Annotated in this window: 10 protein-coding genes and 3 pseudogenes; 8 read left to right on the top strand and 5 right to left on the bottom strand. The window is 57.1% G+C overall.

Features of this window, described 5'->3' with window-relative positions:
- Positions 1-48: 48 nt before the first annotated feature.
- From ET810_RS07515 to ET810_RS07505, 3 genes are read left to right on the top strand one after another with little or no spacing between them, the layout of a single operon-like run.
- On the top strand, positions 49-951 hold the full coding sequence (locus ET810_RS07515; protein ID WP_134316229.1) for a ribokinase: 903 nt from the start codon (positions 49-51) through the stop codon (positions 949-951).
- Between the two features lie 19 nt (positions 952-970).
- Positions 971-1,597, top strand: a complete 627-nt coding sequence (locus tag ET810_RS07510; protein WP_087453475.1) for a Maf family protein — start codon at positions 971-973, stop codon at positions 1,595-1,597.
- 4 nt (positions 1,598-1,601) lie between these two features.
- Positions 1,602-2,018, top strand: coding sequence for a DUF3151 domain-containing protein (locus ET810_RS07505; RefSeq protein WP_087453474.1), 417 nt, complete (start codon positions 1,602-1,604; stop codon positions 2,016-2,018).
- Between the two features lie 38 nt (positions 2,019-2,056).
- On the opposite strand, the gene ET810_RS07500 is transcribed toward ET810_RS07505, so the two are convergent.
- Both ET810_RS07500 and ET810_RS07495 read right to left on the bottom strand, forming a co-directional pair.
- Positions 2,057-4,171, bottom strand: coding sequence for an acyltransferase family protein (locus tag ET810_RS07500; protein WP_087453473.1), 2,115 nt, complete (start codon positions 4,169-4,171; stop codon positions 2,057-2,059).
- Positions 4,172-4,438: 267 nt separating this feature from the next.
- Positions 4,439-5,529, bottom strand: a pseudogene (locus tag ET810_RS07495) (Cj0069 family protein).
- Between the two features lie 723 nt (positions 5,530-6,252).
- Here ET810_RS07495 and ET810_RS07490 point away from each other — a divergent pair.
- From ET810_RS07490 to ET810_RS07475, 4 genes and pseudogenes are all read left to right on the top strand, one after another.
- Positions 6,253-7,131, top strand: a complete 879-nt coding sequence (locus ET810_RS07490) for a sulfurtransferase (RefSeq protein WP_087453471.1) — start codon at positions 6,253-6,255, stop codon at positions 7,129-7,131.
- Positions 7,132-7,376: 245 nt separating this feature from the next.
- The gene (locus tag ET810_RS07485; protein WP_087453470.1) at positions 7,377-9,152 is read left to right on the top strand and encodes an acetyl/propionyl/methylcrotonyl-CoA carboxylase subunit alpha; all 1,776 of its coding nucleotides are present in this window, start codon (positions 7,377-7,379) and stop codon (positions 9,150-9,152) included.
- Between the two features lie 115 nt (positions 9,153-9,267).
- Positions 9,268-9,654 carry a hypothetical protein gene (locus ET810_RS07480; protein WP_087454839.1) on the top strand — a complete coding sequence of 129 codons (387 nt, stop codon included), beginning with the start codon at positions 9,268-9,270 and terminating at the stop codon, positions 9,652-9,654.
- Between the two features lie 131 nt (positions 9,655-9,785).
- Positions 9,786-11,247 (top strand): annotated as a pseudogene (locus tag ET810_RS07475) (MDR family MFS transporter).
- Positions 11,248-11,319: 72 nt separating this feature from the next.
- Here the strand turns inward: ET810_RS07475 and ET810_RS07470 are convergent.
- The 3 genes and pseudogenes from ET810_RS07470 to ET810_RS07460 form a co-directional block, all read right to left on the bottom strand.
- A pseudogene (locus tag ET810_RS07470) lies at positions 11,320-14,743 on the bottom strand (pyruvate carboxylase).
- Positions 14,744-15,272: 529 nt separating this feature from the next.
- The gene (locus ET810_RS07465; protein ID WP_166741034.1) at positions 15,273-16,694 is read right to left on the bottom strand and encodes an NAD(P)H-quinone dehydrogenase; all 1,422 of its coding nucleotides are present in this window, start codon (positions 16,692-16,694) and stop codon (positions 15,273-15,275) included.
- 125 nt (positions 16,695-16,819) lie between these two features.
- The gene (locus tag ET810_RS07460) at positions 16,820-18,016 is read right to left on the bottom strand and encodes an amidohydrolase (protein ID WP_087453469.1); all 1,197 of its coding nucleotides are present in this window, start codon (positions 18,014-18,016) and stop codon (positions 16,820-16,822) included.
- A 321-nt stretch (positions 18,017-18,337) separates the two neighbouring features.
- On the opposite strand from ET810_RS07460, the gene ET810_RS07455 reads away from it, so the two are divergent.
- Entirely contained in the window at positions 18,338-19,948 is a 1,611-nt protein-coding gene (locus tag ET810_RS07455) for a phospho-sugar mutase (protein ID WP_087453468.1), read from the top strand.
- The last annotated feature ends 44 nt before the right edge of the window (positions 19,949-19,992 follow it).

Raw genomic sequence — 19,992 nt, 5'->3', positions numbered from 1 at the left:
GTGATAAATAAAGATGCGGTGTCCGCCCACCAGTTAGGAGTAACCACCATGCCACAGACTGTTGCCGTCGTAGGCTCCATCAACGCAGATTTGAGCGTGCGTGTCCAGCGGCATCCCACCCCGGGAGAGACCGTCCTCGGCATGGATAGCTCTGTTTCTCCCGGTGGCAAGGGTGCTAACCAAGCAGTAGCAGCAGCGCTCCAAGGGGCAAAGGTGATCTTTGTCGGTGCTGTGGGCAAAGATGCCTACGCCGAACCAGCTCTGGAGTTGCTGCGTACTTCCAACGTATGTCTAGACCACATCTCGGAGGTCGAAGGCCCCACGGGCACCGCAGTGATCACGGTTTCTGAAGATGGGGAAAACTCCATCATCGTGATCCCTGGCGCGAATGCTACTGTCGACGCCGCCTACGTCGCCACGCATGCAGAGGCTATTGCACACGCAGACATCGTGCTGCTTCAGGGAGAGATCCCCGCCGATGGATTCCGCGAAGCCATCAATGCAGCAACGGGTCGCGTTGTGGTCAATCTTGCCCCCGTTATCCCTGTGGACCGCGAAGCATTGCTCAAGGCAGACCCCATCATGGCTAACGAGCACGAGGCCAACCTCATCCTGGAGCAGCTCGGCAGCGGCATCAACAGCGACGATCCGCACGAGCTCGCTCAAGAATTATTGGCCCAGGGTTTCGCCTCGGTTGTCCTCACGCTAGGAAGCAAGGGTGCACTTGTGGCAGACCCTGCGTCCAGCGTCATGGTGCCGTCACCAAAGGTAACGGCAGTGGATACGACTGGGGCAGGCGATGCCTTTGCCGGTGACTTTGTCGCACAACTGCTCAGTGGGGCGTCACCTGTAGAGGCCGCACAACACGCCGTCCGTGTCGGCGCCTACGCCGTACAATACCGAGGCGCCCAAGCCTCCTACCCACACGCAGACGCTGAACTCCCCCGCTAGCCCGAATAAGATGTAAGGAATGAGAATCGTCCTTGCATCTGCTTCGCCCTCCCGACGCGCAATCCTCCGTTCTGCCGGCGTGGATCCCATCATCGACCCCGCTGATATTGACGAGGACAGCCTCATCGAGCAGTACAAGGGACAGCAACCAGAGGAGATCGTCGCACAGCTCGCCACGGCAAAGGCACATGCCGTGGCTGGCAAGCATCCCGACCACGTTGTGATCGGCGGGGATTCCATGCTGCTCCTCGACGGAAAACTACAAGGAAAACCACACACCATCGAGCGCACGATTCAACGATGGAGAGAACAGCGCGGCCGCACCGCCCACCTCATTACCGGGCACTGCATTGTGCACGGTGCCGCCGGAACGTCGACAAGCTATCAGCATGTGGAGACGTCCGTTACCAAGATTCGCTTTGCACAGGCAACCGACCGCGACATCGAAGCCTACGCCCGGACCGGTGAGCCATTGCACTGCGCCGGGGCGTTTACCCTCGAAGCGCTTGGCGGCTGGTTTATCGACGCCATCGACGGAGACCCTTCCAGCGTCATTGGCTTGTCTCTGCCTGTGGTCCGCCGAGCCCTCTATTCCTTTGGACTTAACGTTTCGGATTTCTGGAATATGCAGATTCTGGAAGAATAACGGCATGACCCAATTCAACGACATGCTCGCTCCCCCGCCCGTCATGCTCCCCGCAGACGAGGCTGCCGCGGAGCCAGAAATCACCGCAGCAGTTGCTCTCCGACACCCCGCGAGTCCCCTAGCATGGGCGCTCCTAGCGGAAGCTCAACTCGACGCCGTCGCAACAACTGACGCAGACGCTCTCGCGGCCGCTTATGCCTATGCGCGGACCGGATACCACCGCAGCCTTGACCGGCTGCGCGCGCACGGTTGGAAGGGCTGGGGTCCTGTGCCCTATTCTCACGAACCTAACCGAGGTGTCCTGCGCGCCATCGCCGCTCTGGCACGAGCTTCCCAACTCATTGGCGATCAAGCCGAATACGACCGCTGCCGGCAAATGCTTTCCGACGCCGACCCCGAGTCAGTGGCCACGCTGCTGTAAAAACTGCTGTTTTTTAGGAAAGAATCGACGATTCTTTCCTAAATCTTGCTCACAAACGTGCCGATTTGCGCCCAGAGAAGCGGCACTAAGGACAACGCGTAGGCGTCGGAAATGTGGTTTCCGTCGCGATAGACGTAAATGTTTCCTATGACTGCTGGACAGAAATCGTCGGGACAGAACCAGTCTGCGGTATCCACGGACAGCATCGAATCTGCAGTGAAAAACTTCTGCGAAGGATCGGTATCCGCGTACACGTGCGAACGCGGCAACCCGCAGTCTTCAATGCTTCCGCCAGTTTCCACGCATTGGGAGACCATCCAGCCTTCGCCCTCGGCTAGGACGAACCACGGATTATCCCTTAGCGCGATAAACGGAATCTTTTCCTTCTTCAGAAAGTCCCAGAACGTGGGATAACTCTGGGGGACTTCATCGCGGCTATGGCCTTTTTCTAGAAGTGGTCGGGTGGAATTACTGATCACAAAATCAGGACGGTCCTCTTTAATCCGCTCAATAACTTTTTGGTTAAAAGTGGTGCACTCCTGCGAGAAGACGTCGTCCTTCTCTTCCTTATACATAGGGCATCCCTGGCGCACGAAGGGGACAATTTTTATCCCATGTTGCTTGCCAATCTCATCCCATGCGGCCATCCATTGCTCTGCATGGGAGCCGCCTACCAGGTACGCCACTTTCTTAGCTTGGGTGTCACCGTATAGGCAGTGATCGGGTCCAAGGTTATCGTTGGCAATGACCTCGGGATCGTCGCCAAGCAAAGAGATGCAGCCGTCAGTCCACGCCGGTGAAAGGGTATTCGCAAGGACAAACGGATCCGGTTCAAAAGGAACATTGGGGACTCGAACGCCCTTGAGTGCAGCGGCCCCCGGGTACAGCATCGGGTTGAGCTGCGTTCCACTCACGCGGTCGACTTCCTCTTGCCACACGGAAGGAATCCACACTGCTGTCCAGCACAGCAACGCCACGCACAACGCTGCGACGGCGCGCATGCCGCCGGTGGGAGTGGAAAGAGAAGCCACTGCCGCCCGGCTCCGGCCTTCCAAAGAAACCGGACGCTTTGCGTGTTGTCTGAAAGGTTCCTCGATTACTACGTGCGTGAGTTGTGCCAAAAGGATTGAGACCACAACCACGCCAAGTCCCAATGCCACGCTGGGGCGTTTCTCCCCAAGGTAGGCGGTGGAGACAATCAGGATGGGCCAGTGCCAGAGGTACAGCGGGTAAGCGATCTTCCCCAGCCACAGCATAAAGCAGCTACTGAGCCAGGATGCACCTTGTCCACCGCCGAGGATCACCAGGGCAGCACCACCGAGTGGGAAGAGTGCGGCGGGGCCGGGGAAGAGCGCTGCGCCGTCGAAAAGCAGCCCGGTAGAGACCACCATCAACAAACCCAGATAGGTAAAGACAACGCTCAGTCGCTGCGATACCCTTAGTTTCTCCGCATATAAAACGAGAACAGCGCCGAGGGTGAGCTCCCACAAGCGTGACCATGTGGAGTAATAGTTGAGTGATTGGTCTGCCGAATGCAGGTACACCGCATAACCGAATGAGCCTATGGTTATCAGTATCAGCGGGATGCCTGCCGATATGCGCAGCGTGGTAACGATCTTCCGGCGACGACGCATCAGCTTCGCACCAATAGCCAGCAACCAAGCAAAGGCAATGGCCATGAGGTAAAACTGCCCCTGAACTGCCATCGACCATAGATGCTGTAGCGGGCTAGTCGTGCTTGACGCCGCGCCATAGGCAGCGCCCTGGGTGGCAAGCTCCCAGTTTTGGACATAGCTAATACATGCCAGTAGCTGGTCCGATAGGTTGGTGGTTCGTAGCTCTGGTATCCACAGGTGCACGGTCAAGATCGTGGACATCAGCGTGACCAGTAGTGCTGGGAAGAGTCGACGAATCGTCCGCCAGATCGGCCACCAGGGGTTCAGGCTTGCGTTTGGTTTGGTTGCATACCGCAGCTGCGAGCCGAGAAAAAAGTAGCCGGACAATAAAAGGAAGACGTCAACGCCGCCGGAAACACGGCCGACAAAAACGTGGAATACGACGACAAAAGCGATGGCGATACCCCGCAGGCCGTCAAGATCAAACCTGTATTTGGTAGCTTTCGCTTGCGATTGTTGAGTTGTCCCAGCGGCCATTGATACCTGAGCTTTAAATTATCCCGATTGTGGTGCCTAAAAGTCCTTATATTTCTTACCAAATCGGCACCGCTTTACCTATTCCGCATACGGTTGCATGGCCCACGCGCAGGAACTTCTTGCTACTTTGCGCTAAATACCCGCTAAACACCATTGTCACGAGCAACTCCCACCCCTCCCCTGGTTGGGGGTAAGGTGGGAGTTGTGGATATAAACCCGTGAGCGGGCGCGAAAAAGCGCACCAGAACACGCGTTAAAATACGCCCTTTACGTCGAAAAAGAGACCGCTAGGCCGTTGTCTTGTTCTGCTTTCTTTTCCACGCGTTGGATTGCTTCTTGGGCCACGAGTTCCTGGATTCCCATGTCCAATTCGGAAGTAAAACCAACGCAGGAGCAGTTGATTTCCCCCAGAACGTAGGTGTCTTCGCCGTCGGTGCCGTCGGCAAGCATGAAATCGGCAGTCCAGATCAGCGGGATGTTATCTCCGCCGAGCTTCTCCGCGATCACGGGACGAGCATCGGCAAACATATCCACGAGCGACTGCCATGCCTCTGGTTTGTCATAGGTGTACTTTGCGCCGGAGAAGAGGGTCGCGGAGAAGTTGTCTCCGCCTGCAGCCGGTTTCTTGTGAACAACAAAGACTGGATGTGGGCCGACGAGAAGAATGCGGATCTCGCCTTCCACGATGCGTGGCATAAAGCGCATGTCTACCAGCATGCCGTTGCCGCCAATGATGTATTGGTCACAGAAGTCCATGAACTCACCGAGCTCGCGAATCTCCGTGTGGTTATCCACGGCCTCGGTGCAGCGCAGCTTGGTATCGAGTGGCAGTGCGGTTCCTGGAGCGACAGAAGCTGCAAGCTCTTTATCTTCCAGCTGCACGCGCCAAATGCCGGAGCCGGTGGAGCCGCGGTTTTGTTTGAGTACACGCTCCCCATAAGACAGAGACGTGGGGAAAGTGCTGTGGAAGGACTCAACGTCGTAATACGCGGCGGTATCCGAGGGAACTAGATCTGTGTCGTTGAGCTTAACCAGGGCGTCCTTTGCGCCGTAGGCCATCATCTCCGCGGGGTGGACATGCCCACGAGGCCGGCGTCGGAAAGCTTAGTAAGCAGCTCAAAGTAGCCTTTTTCACCGCCCGGAATGTTGCCTGGGTTAACGCGGGAAATGTAGCCGTCAAAGTTCTGCGATACGTAGTCAAACAGCTGTTCAGACCACTCGGGGCGGTAGAAAACCACCTCGGAATGCCACCCTTTTTCTTTGATCGCGTCAACGATGGGCAGCGTATCTTTGCGGTGACCGTTGAACTGCTTGTCACTTCCGCCTTCTACTTCGAATACAACGATGCTCTTGTGCATGTATATAACCTTTCGGGGATCTGCGGAGGTCTTCCGGACCTACGCATGCTCGCGATGCCTGACAAAAGCACCTCGAACTATTGAACGAGACAACTGCTACCCAGTCGCCTAGAGAGGATCAGCGATCAACAGGACACAACAATGCACATAACGTGGCACTACTTTTTCAAATCCACCCCCACGACACACCACCGTTAACTGCTGTTGCCGTTGCAAGCTTTACGAGGCCAACGGCAACCAGCCCACAAACTAAAATTTCTGAGACTTCAGTTGCACAGGACTAGCCATGTTATTGCTGGCGTGACGCGCGGATTCGTAGTCTCGTGTCACACACCTCACTTTCATCGTATTAGATCTCCAGCCCTGGGGGATCACAACAAAGACCGCAGTAATGAAAAACACATCTACTATTTCTGGTGACGTAGAACCCTTAAATTGCATAAGCTAGAAGTGTCTCGGTTGTAAAAGTTCAGGCCCTGGCGTCACAGTGCAGGAGGTGGGAAATTACATAAAAAGGGATGCACCAGACGACAGCGTCGAAGGCTCCTCAATGTCCGTTCCCTACCACTACAACATGATCAAAAATGGTTACAGTGGTCGCATCGTGGCGATTAAGGCACTGACCTCTCTCCACCGAGTGGTTTAAGATTTTTGATATCTATCAAGAAATGCCTCCACGTTTCATTAATCATCCGTATTTCATGTAAGCGCAAAGGTCGTCCAATGCCCGCACCCTACGATCCCCATCCCCTGTTTCAGGACTACGCACATCCCGAGAAACTCGTCTCCGCCTCGTGGCTCAGTGCTCGATTGGGCACGAAGGGACTCCGAGTAGTGGAGTCTGATGAGGACTCCCTGCTCTACGACATCGGACATATCCCCGGCGCCGTACGCATCGACTGGGCAAAAGACCTGAACAATAAGACAATTCGCGACTACATCACCGGCGAAGACTTTGCTGCGCTCATGAGCGCTAAGGGCATCGCACGGGATGACACGGTGGTTATCTACGGGGATAAGTCCAACTGGTGGGCAGCCTTTACCCTGTGGATTTTCGAACTCTTTGGCCACGAGGACGTACGCATCCTCAACGGCGGCCGCGACGCCTGGATGGCAGAAGAGCGCGACACCTCCTACGCCGTACCGGAATACCCCGCCACCGATTACCCGGTGGTCAAGCGCGCCGATCATCCAGACCGCATTTACGTTCAGGAACTCCTAGAAAAACTCGGCGCGCCAAAGCTTATCGACGTCCGCAGCGCCGCAGAATACAACGGCACCGTCGACGCCGGCTCCCCCTCTTCTGGGGTTCTAAGGCGGGGGCATATACCCACCGCGGTGAATATTCCTTGGGAAAAATCTGTACACCCCAATAGCCGTTTCCGTTCCGCCGAAGAGCTCGCCGCCCTCTACTCAGAGGTTCCCAAAGACTCCGAAACGATCGTTTACTGCCAAGTGGGAGACCGCGCTGCCCATACATGGTTCGTACTAAAGCACCTGCTTGGATACGATTTTGTTCGGAATTATGACGGCTCCTGGGCAGAGTGGGGCAACATGGTCAAGATGCCTATCGCCACCGGAGATGAGCCGGGCCAGGCTTAGGAGTCTATAATTACTTTCGGCAGCAAAAGCTCATGCAGCTAAATCTCTAGGAGTTTTTGCTTTGAAAAAGTGCCGAATGTGCAACAATATGTGATGCACAACGCATCGATATTCAACGGCCTGCTGAAAAATTCGGTAGGCCACTCTGCATAATCGATACCCGTTCAGACTTATGCGATTAACGTGGCTACGAAGGCCATCGTCACATTGGTCACCATACTTTCACAAGAACTAGGAGAGCTTCAGTGTCTGTGGAACAGAAGAAGATCACGAAGGTTCTCGTTGCTAACCGCGGCGAGATTGCCATTCGAGTCATTCGCGCCGCGCGCGACGCCGGCATCCCAAGCGTTGCTGTATACGCAGAGCCAGACGCCGAGGCCCCTTTCGTGTCCCTGGCAGACGAGGCATTTGCGCTCGGCGGACAGACTTCCGCTGAGTCCTACCTCGTTGTAGAAAAAATTCTCGACGCAGCCCGCAAATCCGGCGCCAACGCTATTCACCCCGGATACGGCTTCCTCTCCGAAAACGGTGACTTTGCCGAAGCAGTCATCGACGCAGGACTGATCTGGATCGGCCCATCCCCGCAATCCATCCGCGACCTGGGAGACAAAGTTACGGCTCGCCATATCGCTCTTAAGGCTGATGCGCCAATGGCCCCCGGCACCAAAGAACCGGTCAAGGATGCAGCTGAGGTTGTGGCTTTCGCGGAAGAGCACGGTCTCCCCATCGCTATTAAGGCAGCCTTTGGCGGCGGCGGACGCGGCATGAAGGTCGCGTACACCATGGACGAGGTCGCAGACCTCTACGAGTCCGCTACCCGTGAAGCCGTTTCCGCATTCGGCCGCGGTGAGTGCTTTGTGGAGCGTTATCTGGACAAAGCCCGCCACGTTGAGTGCCAGGTAATTGCAGACCAGCATGGAAACGTCGTCGTTGCCGGCACCCGCGATTGCTCCTTGCAGCGTCGATTCCAGAAGCTTGTCGAAGAAGCCCCGGCACCGTTCCTCACCGACCAACAGCGCACGTCCCTTCACGAGTCTGCAAAGCGGATTTGTCGTGAAGCTGGATACTATGGCGCTGGCACCGTGGAATACCTCGTGGGCGCCGATGGCCTCATCTCTTTCCTTGAGGTCAACACCCGACTCCAGGTGGAACACCCAGTCACAGAGGTAACCACCGGACTCGATCTTGTCCGCGAACAATTCCGCATCGCTGAGGGACAAGAACTCCACATCAAAGAAGACCCCACACCACGCGGCCACGCCTTTGAGTTCCGTATCAATGGCGAGGACGCAGGCTCCAACTTCATGCCAGCCCCAGGCAAGGTCACTAAGTACGTTGAGCCTTCCGGCCCCGGCGTGCGCATGGACTCCGGCATCGTTGAGGGATCTGTCATTGGCGGACAATTTGACTCTATGCTGGCAAAGCTCATCGTCTACGGAGAGACCCGCGATGAAGCCCTCCAGCGCGCGCGTCGTTCCCTCGGCGAGTACGTCGTAGAGGGCATGCCAACTGTCCTCCCCTTCCACCGCCACATCGTTGAAAACCCTGCTTTTGTTGGCAACGGCACCGGCTTTGACGTGTACACCAAGTGGATCGAGGAAGAATGGGATAACCCGATCCCTGCTTACGTCGATCCCGCGGACATCGCCGAAGACGAGGAAGCAACCCCAAGCCAAAAGGTCGTCGTGGAAATCGACGGCCGCCGCGTGGAGATCGCACTACCTGGCGACCTCGCACTTGGAGGCTCCGGCGCCGTCAAGAAGAAAGCCAAGAAGCGCCGTGCCGGAGGATCCAAAGCAGCCGTTTCCGGTGACGCAGTGGCAGCACCGATGCAGGGCACCGTTATCAAGGTCAACGTAGAAGAAGGCGCTGAAGTTGCCGAAGGCGACACCGTTGTGGTGCTCGAAGCTATGAAGATGGAAAACCCCGTCAAGGCTCACAAGTCTGGCACCGTCACCGGCCTTGTCGCCGCAGCAGGCGAAGGCGTGACCAAGGGACAGGTTCTGCTCGAAATTAAGTAGCAAGCCACACGAGCTCTATCAGCTTGAAGGCCGCATGCTCATCGATGTTTCGTCGAAAAGCATGCGGCCTTTGTGCACCTGCGCGATCATTGAACAACGTTCTAGAATGTTTGCTATGGAACCAACCGATATCAACGGCGGACGCTTCTATGCACGCCCCCTGCATAACGACGACCGAATCGACGACACCCCCGTCATCCAGCTGATCGACGCCCACTTTGATGTCGAGGAAGCCCACCACCGTTGGCACGACAATTCCATGTATTCCTGGGCAGTATGCGAACAGACAAACATCGATATGATTGCTCTCGCGGTTCTCCATCTGACCAGCACAGAACACGGCCTGAGCGGGATACTTGATATCGCGCCCGCGGGAGACCCCGCACGGGAACTGCCCAACGATCCCATCCTCGATCAAAAAACGGTCGGCGACGGGGTTCATGAGATCCGGGGGCCCATTGAGCGGTGGTGCGCTGCGCACGGGATCACCCTGACTAGGTGATGTTTGTGGGAAAGAATCGACGTTTCTTTCCCAAACTCCCCGCCGCCGCGTAAGCTGTCATGCTTTGTGGCGGCTTATACTTTTCCCCCTCGTGCCGCAGAAGAGTAATCAAACAAAGATAGGACCTCCCCGTGGCGACTTCACCGCAACGTATCCCCGAGCCTGCTCAGGGAACCGCAGCATCTTCGGAACCACGGGTGGGATTAATCCTTGGCGTTGTCGTTGTCGCGGCGATGATCATGATTCTGAATGAAACAGTTCTGTCGGTGGAGCTTCCGTCAATCATGGCCGATTTTGGAGTTACCGCCGACGTCGTTCAGTGGTTAGCCACTGGGTTTCTGCTCACCATGTCCATCGTCATTCCGGCAACCGGCTTCCTGCTGCAACGGTTTACTACCTGAATGAACTTTTTAGCCGCTGTGGGTCTACATCCTAGGGACGCTGATGTGCGCCATAGCGCCCGCCTTCTGGGTGCTGGTCGCAGGGCGAATTGTCCAGGCAATGGGTACTGCCATAGTGCTGCCGCTGCTGATGACCATGACGATCACGCTGGTGGAACCAGCCAAGCGCGGTACGATGATGGGTATCAACTCAGTCGTGATATCGGTGGCTCCGGCCTTTGGCCCCACCCTCTCGGGATTCATTTTGAATTCTTTGTCGTGGCACTGGCTGTTCTGGGCGGTGATCCCGATTGCCGTGGCCGTCTTCGTTCTGGGGTTTGTCGTAGTAACCAATGTCCAAGAAGTCTCTCGCGTGCCTTTCGACATAATCTCACTACTTCTCTCAGCCCTAGCCTTCGGAGGTCTCATCTATGGCCTTTCCACCATGCGCGAGCTTGTCGACGGCCACTGGCTGCCCGCCGCAGTCTTCTTCGCGGGTCTAGGGGCTTTAGCGATCTTCGTGCGCCGACAGCTACGGTTGGCACAATCAGGCCGCGCGCTTTTGGAGATGTCCCCCTTTGCTATCAGAAACTTCGTCTTGTCAGCGATAGTCCTCATGCTGGGTCTCACCGCACTCTTGGGCATGGTGAACGTGATTCCGATTTATTTGCAGGAAGGAATCGGCGTTTCTGCCCTCACCACCGGCCTAGTGCTATTGCCCGGCGGATTATTCCAAGGCCTGGTTTCGCCGTTTATTGGCCGCTTCTATGATCGCGCAGGCCCCCGCCCCTTGGTGATTCCCGGCGCGATCTTGATGTTCGGGTCAATGCTGACGGCGGCTCTCATGTTCACTGCTGAGGCTTCGGTGCTGATCGTGGTCGCTGTTCATTGCCTTTTCTGTGTGGGGCTTGCTTTGGTGATGACCCCTTTGATGACGGTCTCTTTGTCTTCTCTCCCCACTCGTCTCTATGGGCATGGGTCGGCGATTGTGAACACGCTTCAGCAGCTAGGTGGCGCTATGGGCACGGCGGTGATGATCGGGATTATGACTATCGTCGCAACGCGTTCTACAGCAGCCCCTGCGGTAGCGCAGGCGCAGGGCACGACCTCCGCATTCGTGGCGGGCACCGTTTTCGCTGGGCTGATTTTAGTGGCTTCACTGTTTATCACGCCCGTTGCCGCAGTCAAGGTCCGTTCCGCTAAGCCTGAGTGATAATTGTGCGTATCGACGCCTAAGGGCGAGCACTCAGAATACGAGTGGTCGCCCTTTTACCTTGCGTATGCTTTAGGCAATAACCAGTAGCAGGTCTCCGCCTTCGACCTTGGTGGGTTGCGTCATTACGATGCGCTCGACGGTTCCGTCTGTGGTGGCCGAGATGGTGGCTTCCATCTTCATGGCTTCAATCACTGCGACGGGATCGCCTGCTGTAACCTTCGCGCCTGGCTCCACGGTCACGGTAACCACACCAGAGAACGGTGCTGCAACGTGTCCAACGTTGGACGCGTCCGCCTTTTCAGCGGATGCCGTGATGGATTCGACGTTTCGATCCCGGACAAGGATCGGACGAATTTGCCCGTTGACGTTGCATACGACATTCCGCATGCCCTTCTCGTCGGGTTCGCCCACCGCGTCGAGCCTTACGATCATAGGAACGTTGCTGCCCGCGGTATGGATGACGGTTTCTTTGCCCTCCACCAGTCCATACAGGAATTCTGCGTCGCCCAGCTTTGTGGTGTCACCGAACTGACGACGGTGCTCCGAAAACTCCTGTGCCGGCTTGGGGAACAGCAAGCGGTCCAAAGTCCCGCGAACGGTAGCCTGGTCGGCCAGCGCCGCAGCGTCCTCAGCAGGAAGCTCAGCGAGGGTGTCCTTTGACTCTTTGCGTCCGGCGAGGGCCTTGTTGCGCAGCTCTTCTGGCCAGCCACCGGGAGGAGTTCCCAATTCTCCCCGGAGGAAAGCGATCACGGAGTCAGGGATGTCGTACTTTTGTGGGTCGGCCGCAAAGTCCTTGGGGTCGACTCCCGCGCCCACGAGGTAAAGGGCTAAGTCGCCAACGACCTTGGATGACGGGGTGACTTTAGTGGGGCGGCCGAGCATCTCGTTAACAGCAGCATAGGTGTCTTCGATGATCTCAAAGCGATCAGCCAAGCCCAGCGCTATGGCTTGTGCCCGTAGGTTGGAAAGCTGACCACCAGGGATTTCGTGGAGGTAGACGCGTCCGGTTGGCCCGGGAGTTCCGGATTCAAACGGCGCATACAGCTTGCGAACAGCCTCCCAGTACGGCTCCAGGGATCCGACGGCGTCAAGGGAAAGCCCCGTCGAGCGGTAGGTGTTATCAAAGGCCGCCACGATAGCGGAGAGCGACGGCTGCGACGTGGTACCCGACAGCGGTGCGGAAGCGCCATCCACAGCGTCTGCGCCGGCAGCTGCTGCAGCCCAGTACGTGGCCAGCTGGCCGCCTGCTGTGTCGTGAGTGTGGACGTGCACTGGCAGATCAAAGTTCTTGCGCAGCTCAGAAACCAGCTTGGTGGCAGCGGCGGGCTTCATCAGTCCAGCCATGTCTTTGACCGCCAGGATGTGAGCGCCCGAGTCAACGATTTGTTCTGCAAGCTTGAGGTAGTAGTCCAGCGTGTAGAGCTTCTCGTTCGGGTCAGTGAGATCACCAGAGTAGGCCATTGCGACTTCGGCGATGGTTGTGCCGGTGTTGAGGACTGCGTCGATAGCTGGGCGCATCTGGGAGACGTCGTTGAGTGCGTCAAAGATACGGAAGATGTCTACGCCTGAGCGTGCTGCCTCGTTGACAAAAGCGGCACACACGGAATCTGGGTAGGGGGTGTAACCCACGGTATTGCGTCCACAGCAGCATCTGGATGTTGATGTTGGGCATGGCCTCGCGCAGGTGGTCTAGGCGCTCCCATGGGTCCTCGTGGAGGAATCGCATGGCAACGTCGTAGGTTGCGCCGCCCCACGCTTCAATGGAGAGGAGCTCGGGGGTGAGGCGTGCGACGTGGCGGGCGGCGTCGATAAGCGTGTTAGAGCGGACGCGTGTAGCCAGCAGCGACTGATGAGCGTCGCGGAACGTGGTGTCGGTGACTGCGAGTGCGTCTTGCTTGCGCAGGGCACGCGCGAATTCCACCGGCCCTAACTGGAGAAGTCGATCGCGGGAGCCCCTAGGAAGTTCCTCTTTGGATTCCGCAGGCAGCTTCTCCACCGGATTGACCACAGCGGGGCGAACACCGTGTGGTTTATTCACGGTCACATCTGCAAGGTAATCCAGGATTCTGCCCTGCTCGTCATCTGCGGGAGGTGCCTGGAGCAGCCACGGGTGATCAGCGATGAAGCCGGTGGCTATGCGCTTGGACTGGAAATCTTCTTCGCGCAGCAACGCACGCAAAAAACCAATGTTGGTAGCCACACCAGAAACCACGAATTCCGCCAACGCACGCTGCGCACGGGCAACTGCCGTTTCAAAATCCGCGCCACGGCAGGTCATCTTTACCAGCATGGAGTCAAAGTTCGGGCTGATCTCTCCGCCGAGCATGGCGGCGCCGTCGAGACGCACACCGGCGCCCCCTGGTGAGCGATACACCGTGATAGTTCCGGTGTCTGGGCGGAAACCGTTATTGGGGTCTTCCGTGGTGATACGGCACTGCAGAGCAGCGCCTTCAGTGTGGATGTCCTCCTGGCGCAGCCCCAATTGCTCTAGCGTCGCGCCAGCAGCAATCATGATCTGCGACTTAACCAAGTCCACCTGGGTGACTTCTTCAGTCACCGTGTGCTCCACCTGGATGCGGGGGTTCATCTCGATGAAGACGTGGTTTCCGTCCTCATCAACCAAAAATTCCACGGTTCCTGCGCCCATGTAGCCGATGTGGCGGGCAAAAGCCACGGCGTCCGCACAGATCTTGTCGCGCAAGTCAGGATCGAGGTGCTGTGCCGGCGCGATCTCCACGACCTTCTGATGCCGGCGTTGCAACGAGCAATCGCGCTCATAGAGGTGAACGATATTACCCTCGGCGTCGCCCAGAATCTGAACCTCGATGTGCTGTGGGTTAATCACAGCGCGTTCAGCGTAGACGCGGCCATCGCCGAATGCAGCCGCAGCCTCGCGAGAAGCCTCCGCCGCAAGTTTTTCCAGATCCTCCGGCTTCTCAACGAAACGCATCCCTCGGCCGCCGCCGCCTGCGACGGCTTTAACAAAGAGCGGATAGACCTGGTCTTTGGAAAGAATCGCCAATTCTTTCGGATCATCTGTGGGCTCGGTCTCAGTAAGAGTAGGAAGACCCGCCTCACGAGCTGCGGCTACGGCCGCGGACTTATCGCCTGTCAGGTCGAGCACCGAGGGGGGCGGCCCAATGAACGTGAGCCCGTTTTCTGCGCATTCCCTGGCCAATTGGGCGTTTTCTGAAAGGAATCCATAGCCTGGGTAGACGGCGTCGGCACCCGTTTGTTTGGCTGCGCGAATGACCTCATCGATGTCGAGATACGCCTTAACTGCCGACCCGCCCTCACCGATGAGAACAGCCTCAGAGGCAAATGACCGGTGGAAAGAGTTCCGGTCTTCCATGGGGTAGACAGCTACCGTTGAAGCCCCAGTCTCAAATGCAGCACGGAAAGCACGAACTGCAATCTCGCCGCGATTAGCGACCAAAATCTTGGAAAACGACGTCGGGTGGTGCGTCGCGGTTTTCTGCGTGGAGTGATGCACGGCTAAAGAGTCCTTGTGTTTTAACGAGACACGTAACCCGTGCCCGCAAGACCTAGTTTTATCCTCAAGAACGACCCCATAATGGTGTTTCCTCAGGCAAAAACCCCGGCTTGTGAGCAGAGTTACAACGACAGTTGTTGAGTCTACTCACCCGCAACAAAAGAATCAGCATAGGTTTCCGGTTAGCGGTATATTTCACGCTTTTACTACACCTGTTATGCAAAATTTGCCGAGATTTTTCCACCTGAGATAAACAGCACATGTAAGCGCTTAAATGGAGTTTTCTTGCGACCATACAAGAGCTTTCCCCATAAAAACGTCTCTCCCCCACCCCTATTTTGTTCGATTCGTCGAGGATGCCCCTACAACGGGGAGAGTCGCGACGCCCCCTTCCAGCCACTGTGGCTCATGCACACCTCAAGAGGTCCCCACACGAGCCACGCTCATTCGCGCCGCCCAACCTGCACTTTCGACCTATGCAGGGTCGAGAAGGCAGAAAGGGCGGTGGAAAGGCCTTCAACCAAAAGTTTTACTCCAAGTCGTCGTGGCTCACAAGCTGCCTCGCAGCCTCTGTGATGGAGCCGGACAACGAAGGATACACAGCAAAGCTTTCTGCAAGGTCAGACACCGTGAGCTGGTTGGTTACAGCCACTGCGATCGGAAGAATCAATTCAGACGCAGTAGGCGCTACAACAACGCCGCCGATAATAATGCCCGAGTGCCCACGGCAGAACATCTTGACAAAACCATGGCGCAAGGAACGCATCTTCGCCCGCGGGTTAGTTTCGAGAGGAAGAATCACCGTACGGGCGTTAACGTCGCCAGACTCAATCTGATGCTGAGTCACACCAACCGCCGCGATTTCAGGGCGGGTAAACACTGCCGTGGAAACAGTTTTTAAGCGAAGCGGCTTCACGCCCTCGCCCAGCGCATGGTACATGGCGATGCGCCCCTGCATGGCGGCAACAGAAGCCAACGGGAAAAGGTCAGTGCAGTCGCCGCCGGCGTAGACACCGGGAACGTTGGTGCGGGAGACACGATCCACGTGGATATGGCCCGACCTGGTCATCTCTACGCCGATTTTCTCCAACCCCAGATCCTTGGTGTTGGGGATCGAACCCACAGTCATCAATGCATGCGAGCCAAAGATTTCACGACCGTCGGCAGTGCGCACGCACACGCCGCCGTCTTCAGTGCGGGAGACAGAATCCACGCGGGCGTGCTTCTCCAGGGAGACGCCCCGCTCAGCAAGTACAGCCTCAAGCGTATCGGCTGCGTCGGCATCGTCGTGAGGCAAAATACGGTCGCGGGAGGCCACCATCGTCACCTTGACGCCTAGTTCTGCAAACGCTGACACAAATTCTGCGCCCGTCACACCTGAGCCGACCACGATAAGGTGCTCGGGCAGATCCTTAAGATCATAGACCTGTCGCCAGGTGAGGATGCGCTCCCCGTCCGGTTGTGCACCGGGAAGGATCCGCGGGGTGGCACCTGTGGCTACGAGGACCAGATCGCACTCAATGGTCTCTACAGTGCCGTCGTTTAGTTCGGCCTTTATGTAATGGAGAGTCTGCTTTGGGTTGTAATCGTCGAAAGATCCCCGCCCGTCGAGCACTCGCACCCCATGATTAATCATGGAGCGGCGAATATCTCCAGACTGTTCTCCCGCCAAGGCCTGCACGCGGGCATTCAGCGCGTCCAGAAGGAGGTTGGCCTCGCCGATACCCTTGTTCAGTCCCATGTCATCTGCACGGCGCAAGTCAGTCTTAATGTTGGCGCCCGCGATAAAGGATTTTGATGGCACGCAATCATTGATAACGGCCGCCCCACCCAAGCCGCGATCCTCAATAATAGTGATCTGGGCACCATATTTAGCGCCAGCAAGTGCGGCCTCGTATCCAGCAGGGCCGCCGCCGATAATGACGATTCGAGTCAAAATTCCTCCAGACATGGGTGGGCTGGTTTAGTTCATCCGCACATAGTCTAACGCAGCACACGGCCTATCTTGTGACATACGACAAGTCCGCGGGTAAAACAGGGGCAGCTCAGCCTTGAGCTTCTCGACGCCACCCCCTCTTACAACGAAGGCTTTGAAAAGAGTTCAGCGTTGTGGTTATACCTATCCGCGACTGCGCCGAATAATTTAACCCCGACAGCAATACAGCGCTCATCTATAAGAATGTCCGCCTGATGCAGGTCACCGGGTTCTCCTACTCCGTCCCAGCATCCCAGGCGTGCCATCGACCCCGGCACGTGTTCGAGATACCACGAAAAGTCTTCGCCGCCCGATGACTGCGGTGCCTGCACGACTGCGTTGGGATCTATGCTGCGGGCGGCGTCGGCAAGCACTGCCGTAGCTACATCATCATTGAGCACCGGAGGGACCCCCTTGTGATGCACGATGGATACCTCGCACCCTGTAGGCGCGAGGATCTGAGGAATAAGCTCGCGCAGAAGCTCTCCCATCTTCCGCCATACAGTAATGTCCGCGGTCCGTATCGTACCGGTCACCGAACCCGATTCCGGGATGGCATTAGGCGCATATCCTGCGTTAATGGAACCAAAAACTAATACTGTGCCGGTACGGGGATCCACACGCCGAGAAAGTAACCCGGGCAAGTCGAGCACCAACTTGGAAAGCGCATATACGATGTCCACCGTGAGATGCGGACGCGAGCTATGCCCACCCGGCCCCGCGACATGAACCTCAACGACATCAGATGCGCTGGTAATGGCACCGGCACGCCCCCCTACATAACCGACCTTGAGCTTGGGCTCGGCGTGGATTGCAAAGATATTGGCTATTCCCTCCAGCGCCCCATACCTAATCACATCCGGCGCGCCGCCGTCCATGACTTCCTCTGCCGGCTGAAAAATCACGCGAACACCAATGCTCAGCTCAGCCGATGCGAGTGCGCAGGCAGTGGCTAAGGCTATCGTCGTGTGAATATCGTGCCCACACGCATGCATAACCCCGGCGTTGGCGGAGGCGAAGTCAAGTCCGTTCTGCTCGCTAATGGGTAGCGCATCGATGTCTGCACGGAAGGCCAACTTTTCTTCCGTCTCTGGTCCGACATCCACCATCAAGCCAGTCGTGGGAAACCTTTGCGGGTTCAGACCATAAGAAATGAGGGTCTCAGCGATGAAGTCAGTGGTAGCAAACTCCATATGGGATAGTTCAGGATGACGATGCAGGTGCCTGCGCCACCCGATCACCTCCTCTTGATGATCCGCGATCCAAGCGTTCACATGCCCGGAAATCGAAGTAGCCACGACCAACCCCTTTCATTCTCGACTGCTCATCCTAGAGGGTCGACCACGGAAAGCCACCCATATGGTGGCCAAACTATCATCGGGTAGCACATGTACTGCCTTAGCGTTGTCCTGGCGCTGCTTCCTGGTAGCAGCCACGGCGAGGCCGGAGCCACGGGCCAGAATCACGGATCGCTGCCACAGATCACAGCGCGCCAGGAAAGAAATCTCTAAACTTATAAATTTAGGTTAGCGACACCTCTCTCGACGCTTCCGTGACCTCACTGAGGTCATCTGTTCCACTACTGCACCGATCAGTTCACGTGTGAAAAGAGGCAAAACATGTCCTTAAGATTTGGCACAGCAGGCGTCCGCGCTCCCGTGGGCCCAGCCTCCAACCAGATGAACGTAGGAAACGTCACCAAGTTCACCTCGGCGGTGGCCATGTGGCTAGCGGAGCAAGCCGCAGCTTCCCCCACCCACCACGCGAGAACCTATCCGCAAGACCTGGTCAAGGGAATCGGCGACGTCTTCCATGACGATGCTGCCCCGCTGCGTGTTGCCGTGGGATACGACGCCCGCTACGGTTCACACGCCTTTGCCACCGCGACAGCAGAAGTATTTGCCGGCGCAGGCTTCGAGGTCTTTCTCATGCCCATGCCTGCCCCCACCCAACTCATCCCCTGGCTCATCCGCACATGGGATCTCGATGGCGGTGTCCAAATCACTGCATCCCACAACCCGGCCGCAGACAACGGTTACAAGGTTTATTGCCACAGCGGCAGGCAGCTTATCGACGCCAGCGCGCGCCGCATCGAGGCTATTTACGACGGAATCGACGATTCTTTCCAGATACCCCGCGTCTCCGTGCGGCCAAGCTCGGATCTCCTGCGCCACTACATTGATGATGCCGTCTCCACGATCATCCCCGCTCAAGCAGACCTCTTACGCGTCAATTCCGACCGAGCTAATCTCCGTGTCGCTTTTACCGCCATGCACGGCGTGGGTGGCCGCACTCTACAGGTGTGCCTCCAGGCTGCAGGCTTTGCGCACGTCTTTCCCGTCTATTCTCAGCTCTACCCCGACCCTACTTTCCCCACGGTAGATTTTCCCAACCCAGAGGAACCGGCCGCAGTGGCGGCATTACTTGAGCATGGAGAGGCTGTCGACGCCGACGTTCTCATCGCTCTAGACCCGGATGCCGATCGCTGCGCTGTGGGGATCCGCACCGAAGACGGCACCCTCCGCATGCTCAGGGGTGACGAGTTAGGCCCCTTACTAGCGGCTCGCCTTGTCCCTAACTGGACTGATAAAACCGATAAAGAGGCTAAGCCACAACCAGTCGTGGCTACTACTATCGTCTCATCCCAGCTACTCAGCGTGATGGCTAAAGATCGCGGATGGCTGTATCGAGAGACCCCCACTGGCTTCAAAAACCTGGCAGCTGCAGCAGCCTCCGTGGCGCATGATGGTGGAGTGGCCTATGCCTGTGAGGAAGCCAATGGTGTGGCCCCTGATTTGCATCGAGTAGGAGATAAAGACGGCGTGGTCACGGCCCTTGTGGCGTGTGCATGGGCCGCCGAGCTTAAGGGGTTAGGACTCGGACTGCATAGCGCGTTGCATGACCTGTATCGCCAATACGGCTATTTCACCGGCACCCAGATCGCGGTCAGAACTATCGACCCAGCAGAGCTTGTTTCCGATTGGATCGCCAATCCACCGAAGCACCTTGCCGGCATCACAGTCACAGCTACGCAGCTGCCGGAGCTTCGCGGTCTCAAGCTCAGCGGCAGCAACGAGGACGCATCCATCAGGGCTATCGTTCGGGCATCCGGCACTGAGTCCAAGGTCAAAATGTACTTGGAGGTGTCGCAAGCTACCAGTGTTGAACAAGCCGAGGAGCTTCTTGCCCAATTGTGCAACGAGGTGCGAAATCGGGCGCTGCGCTTTTAGCCGCTTTCGCGGTTTTTAGCGCAGTTGCTGAAGCAGCCGCAAAA

The organism is Corynebacterium silvaticum (assembly GCF_004382825.2).
GTDB classification, from domain to species: Bacteria; Actinomycetota; Actinomycetes; order Mycobacteriales; family Mycobacteriaceae; genus Corynebacterium; species Corynebacterium silvaticum.
This window is presented reverse-complemented; position numbering and strand designations above follow the sequence as displayed.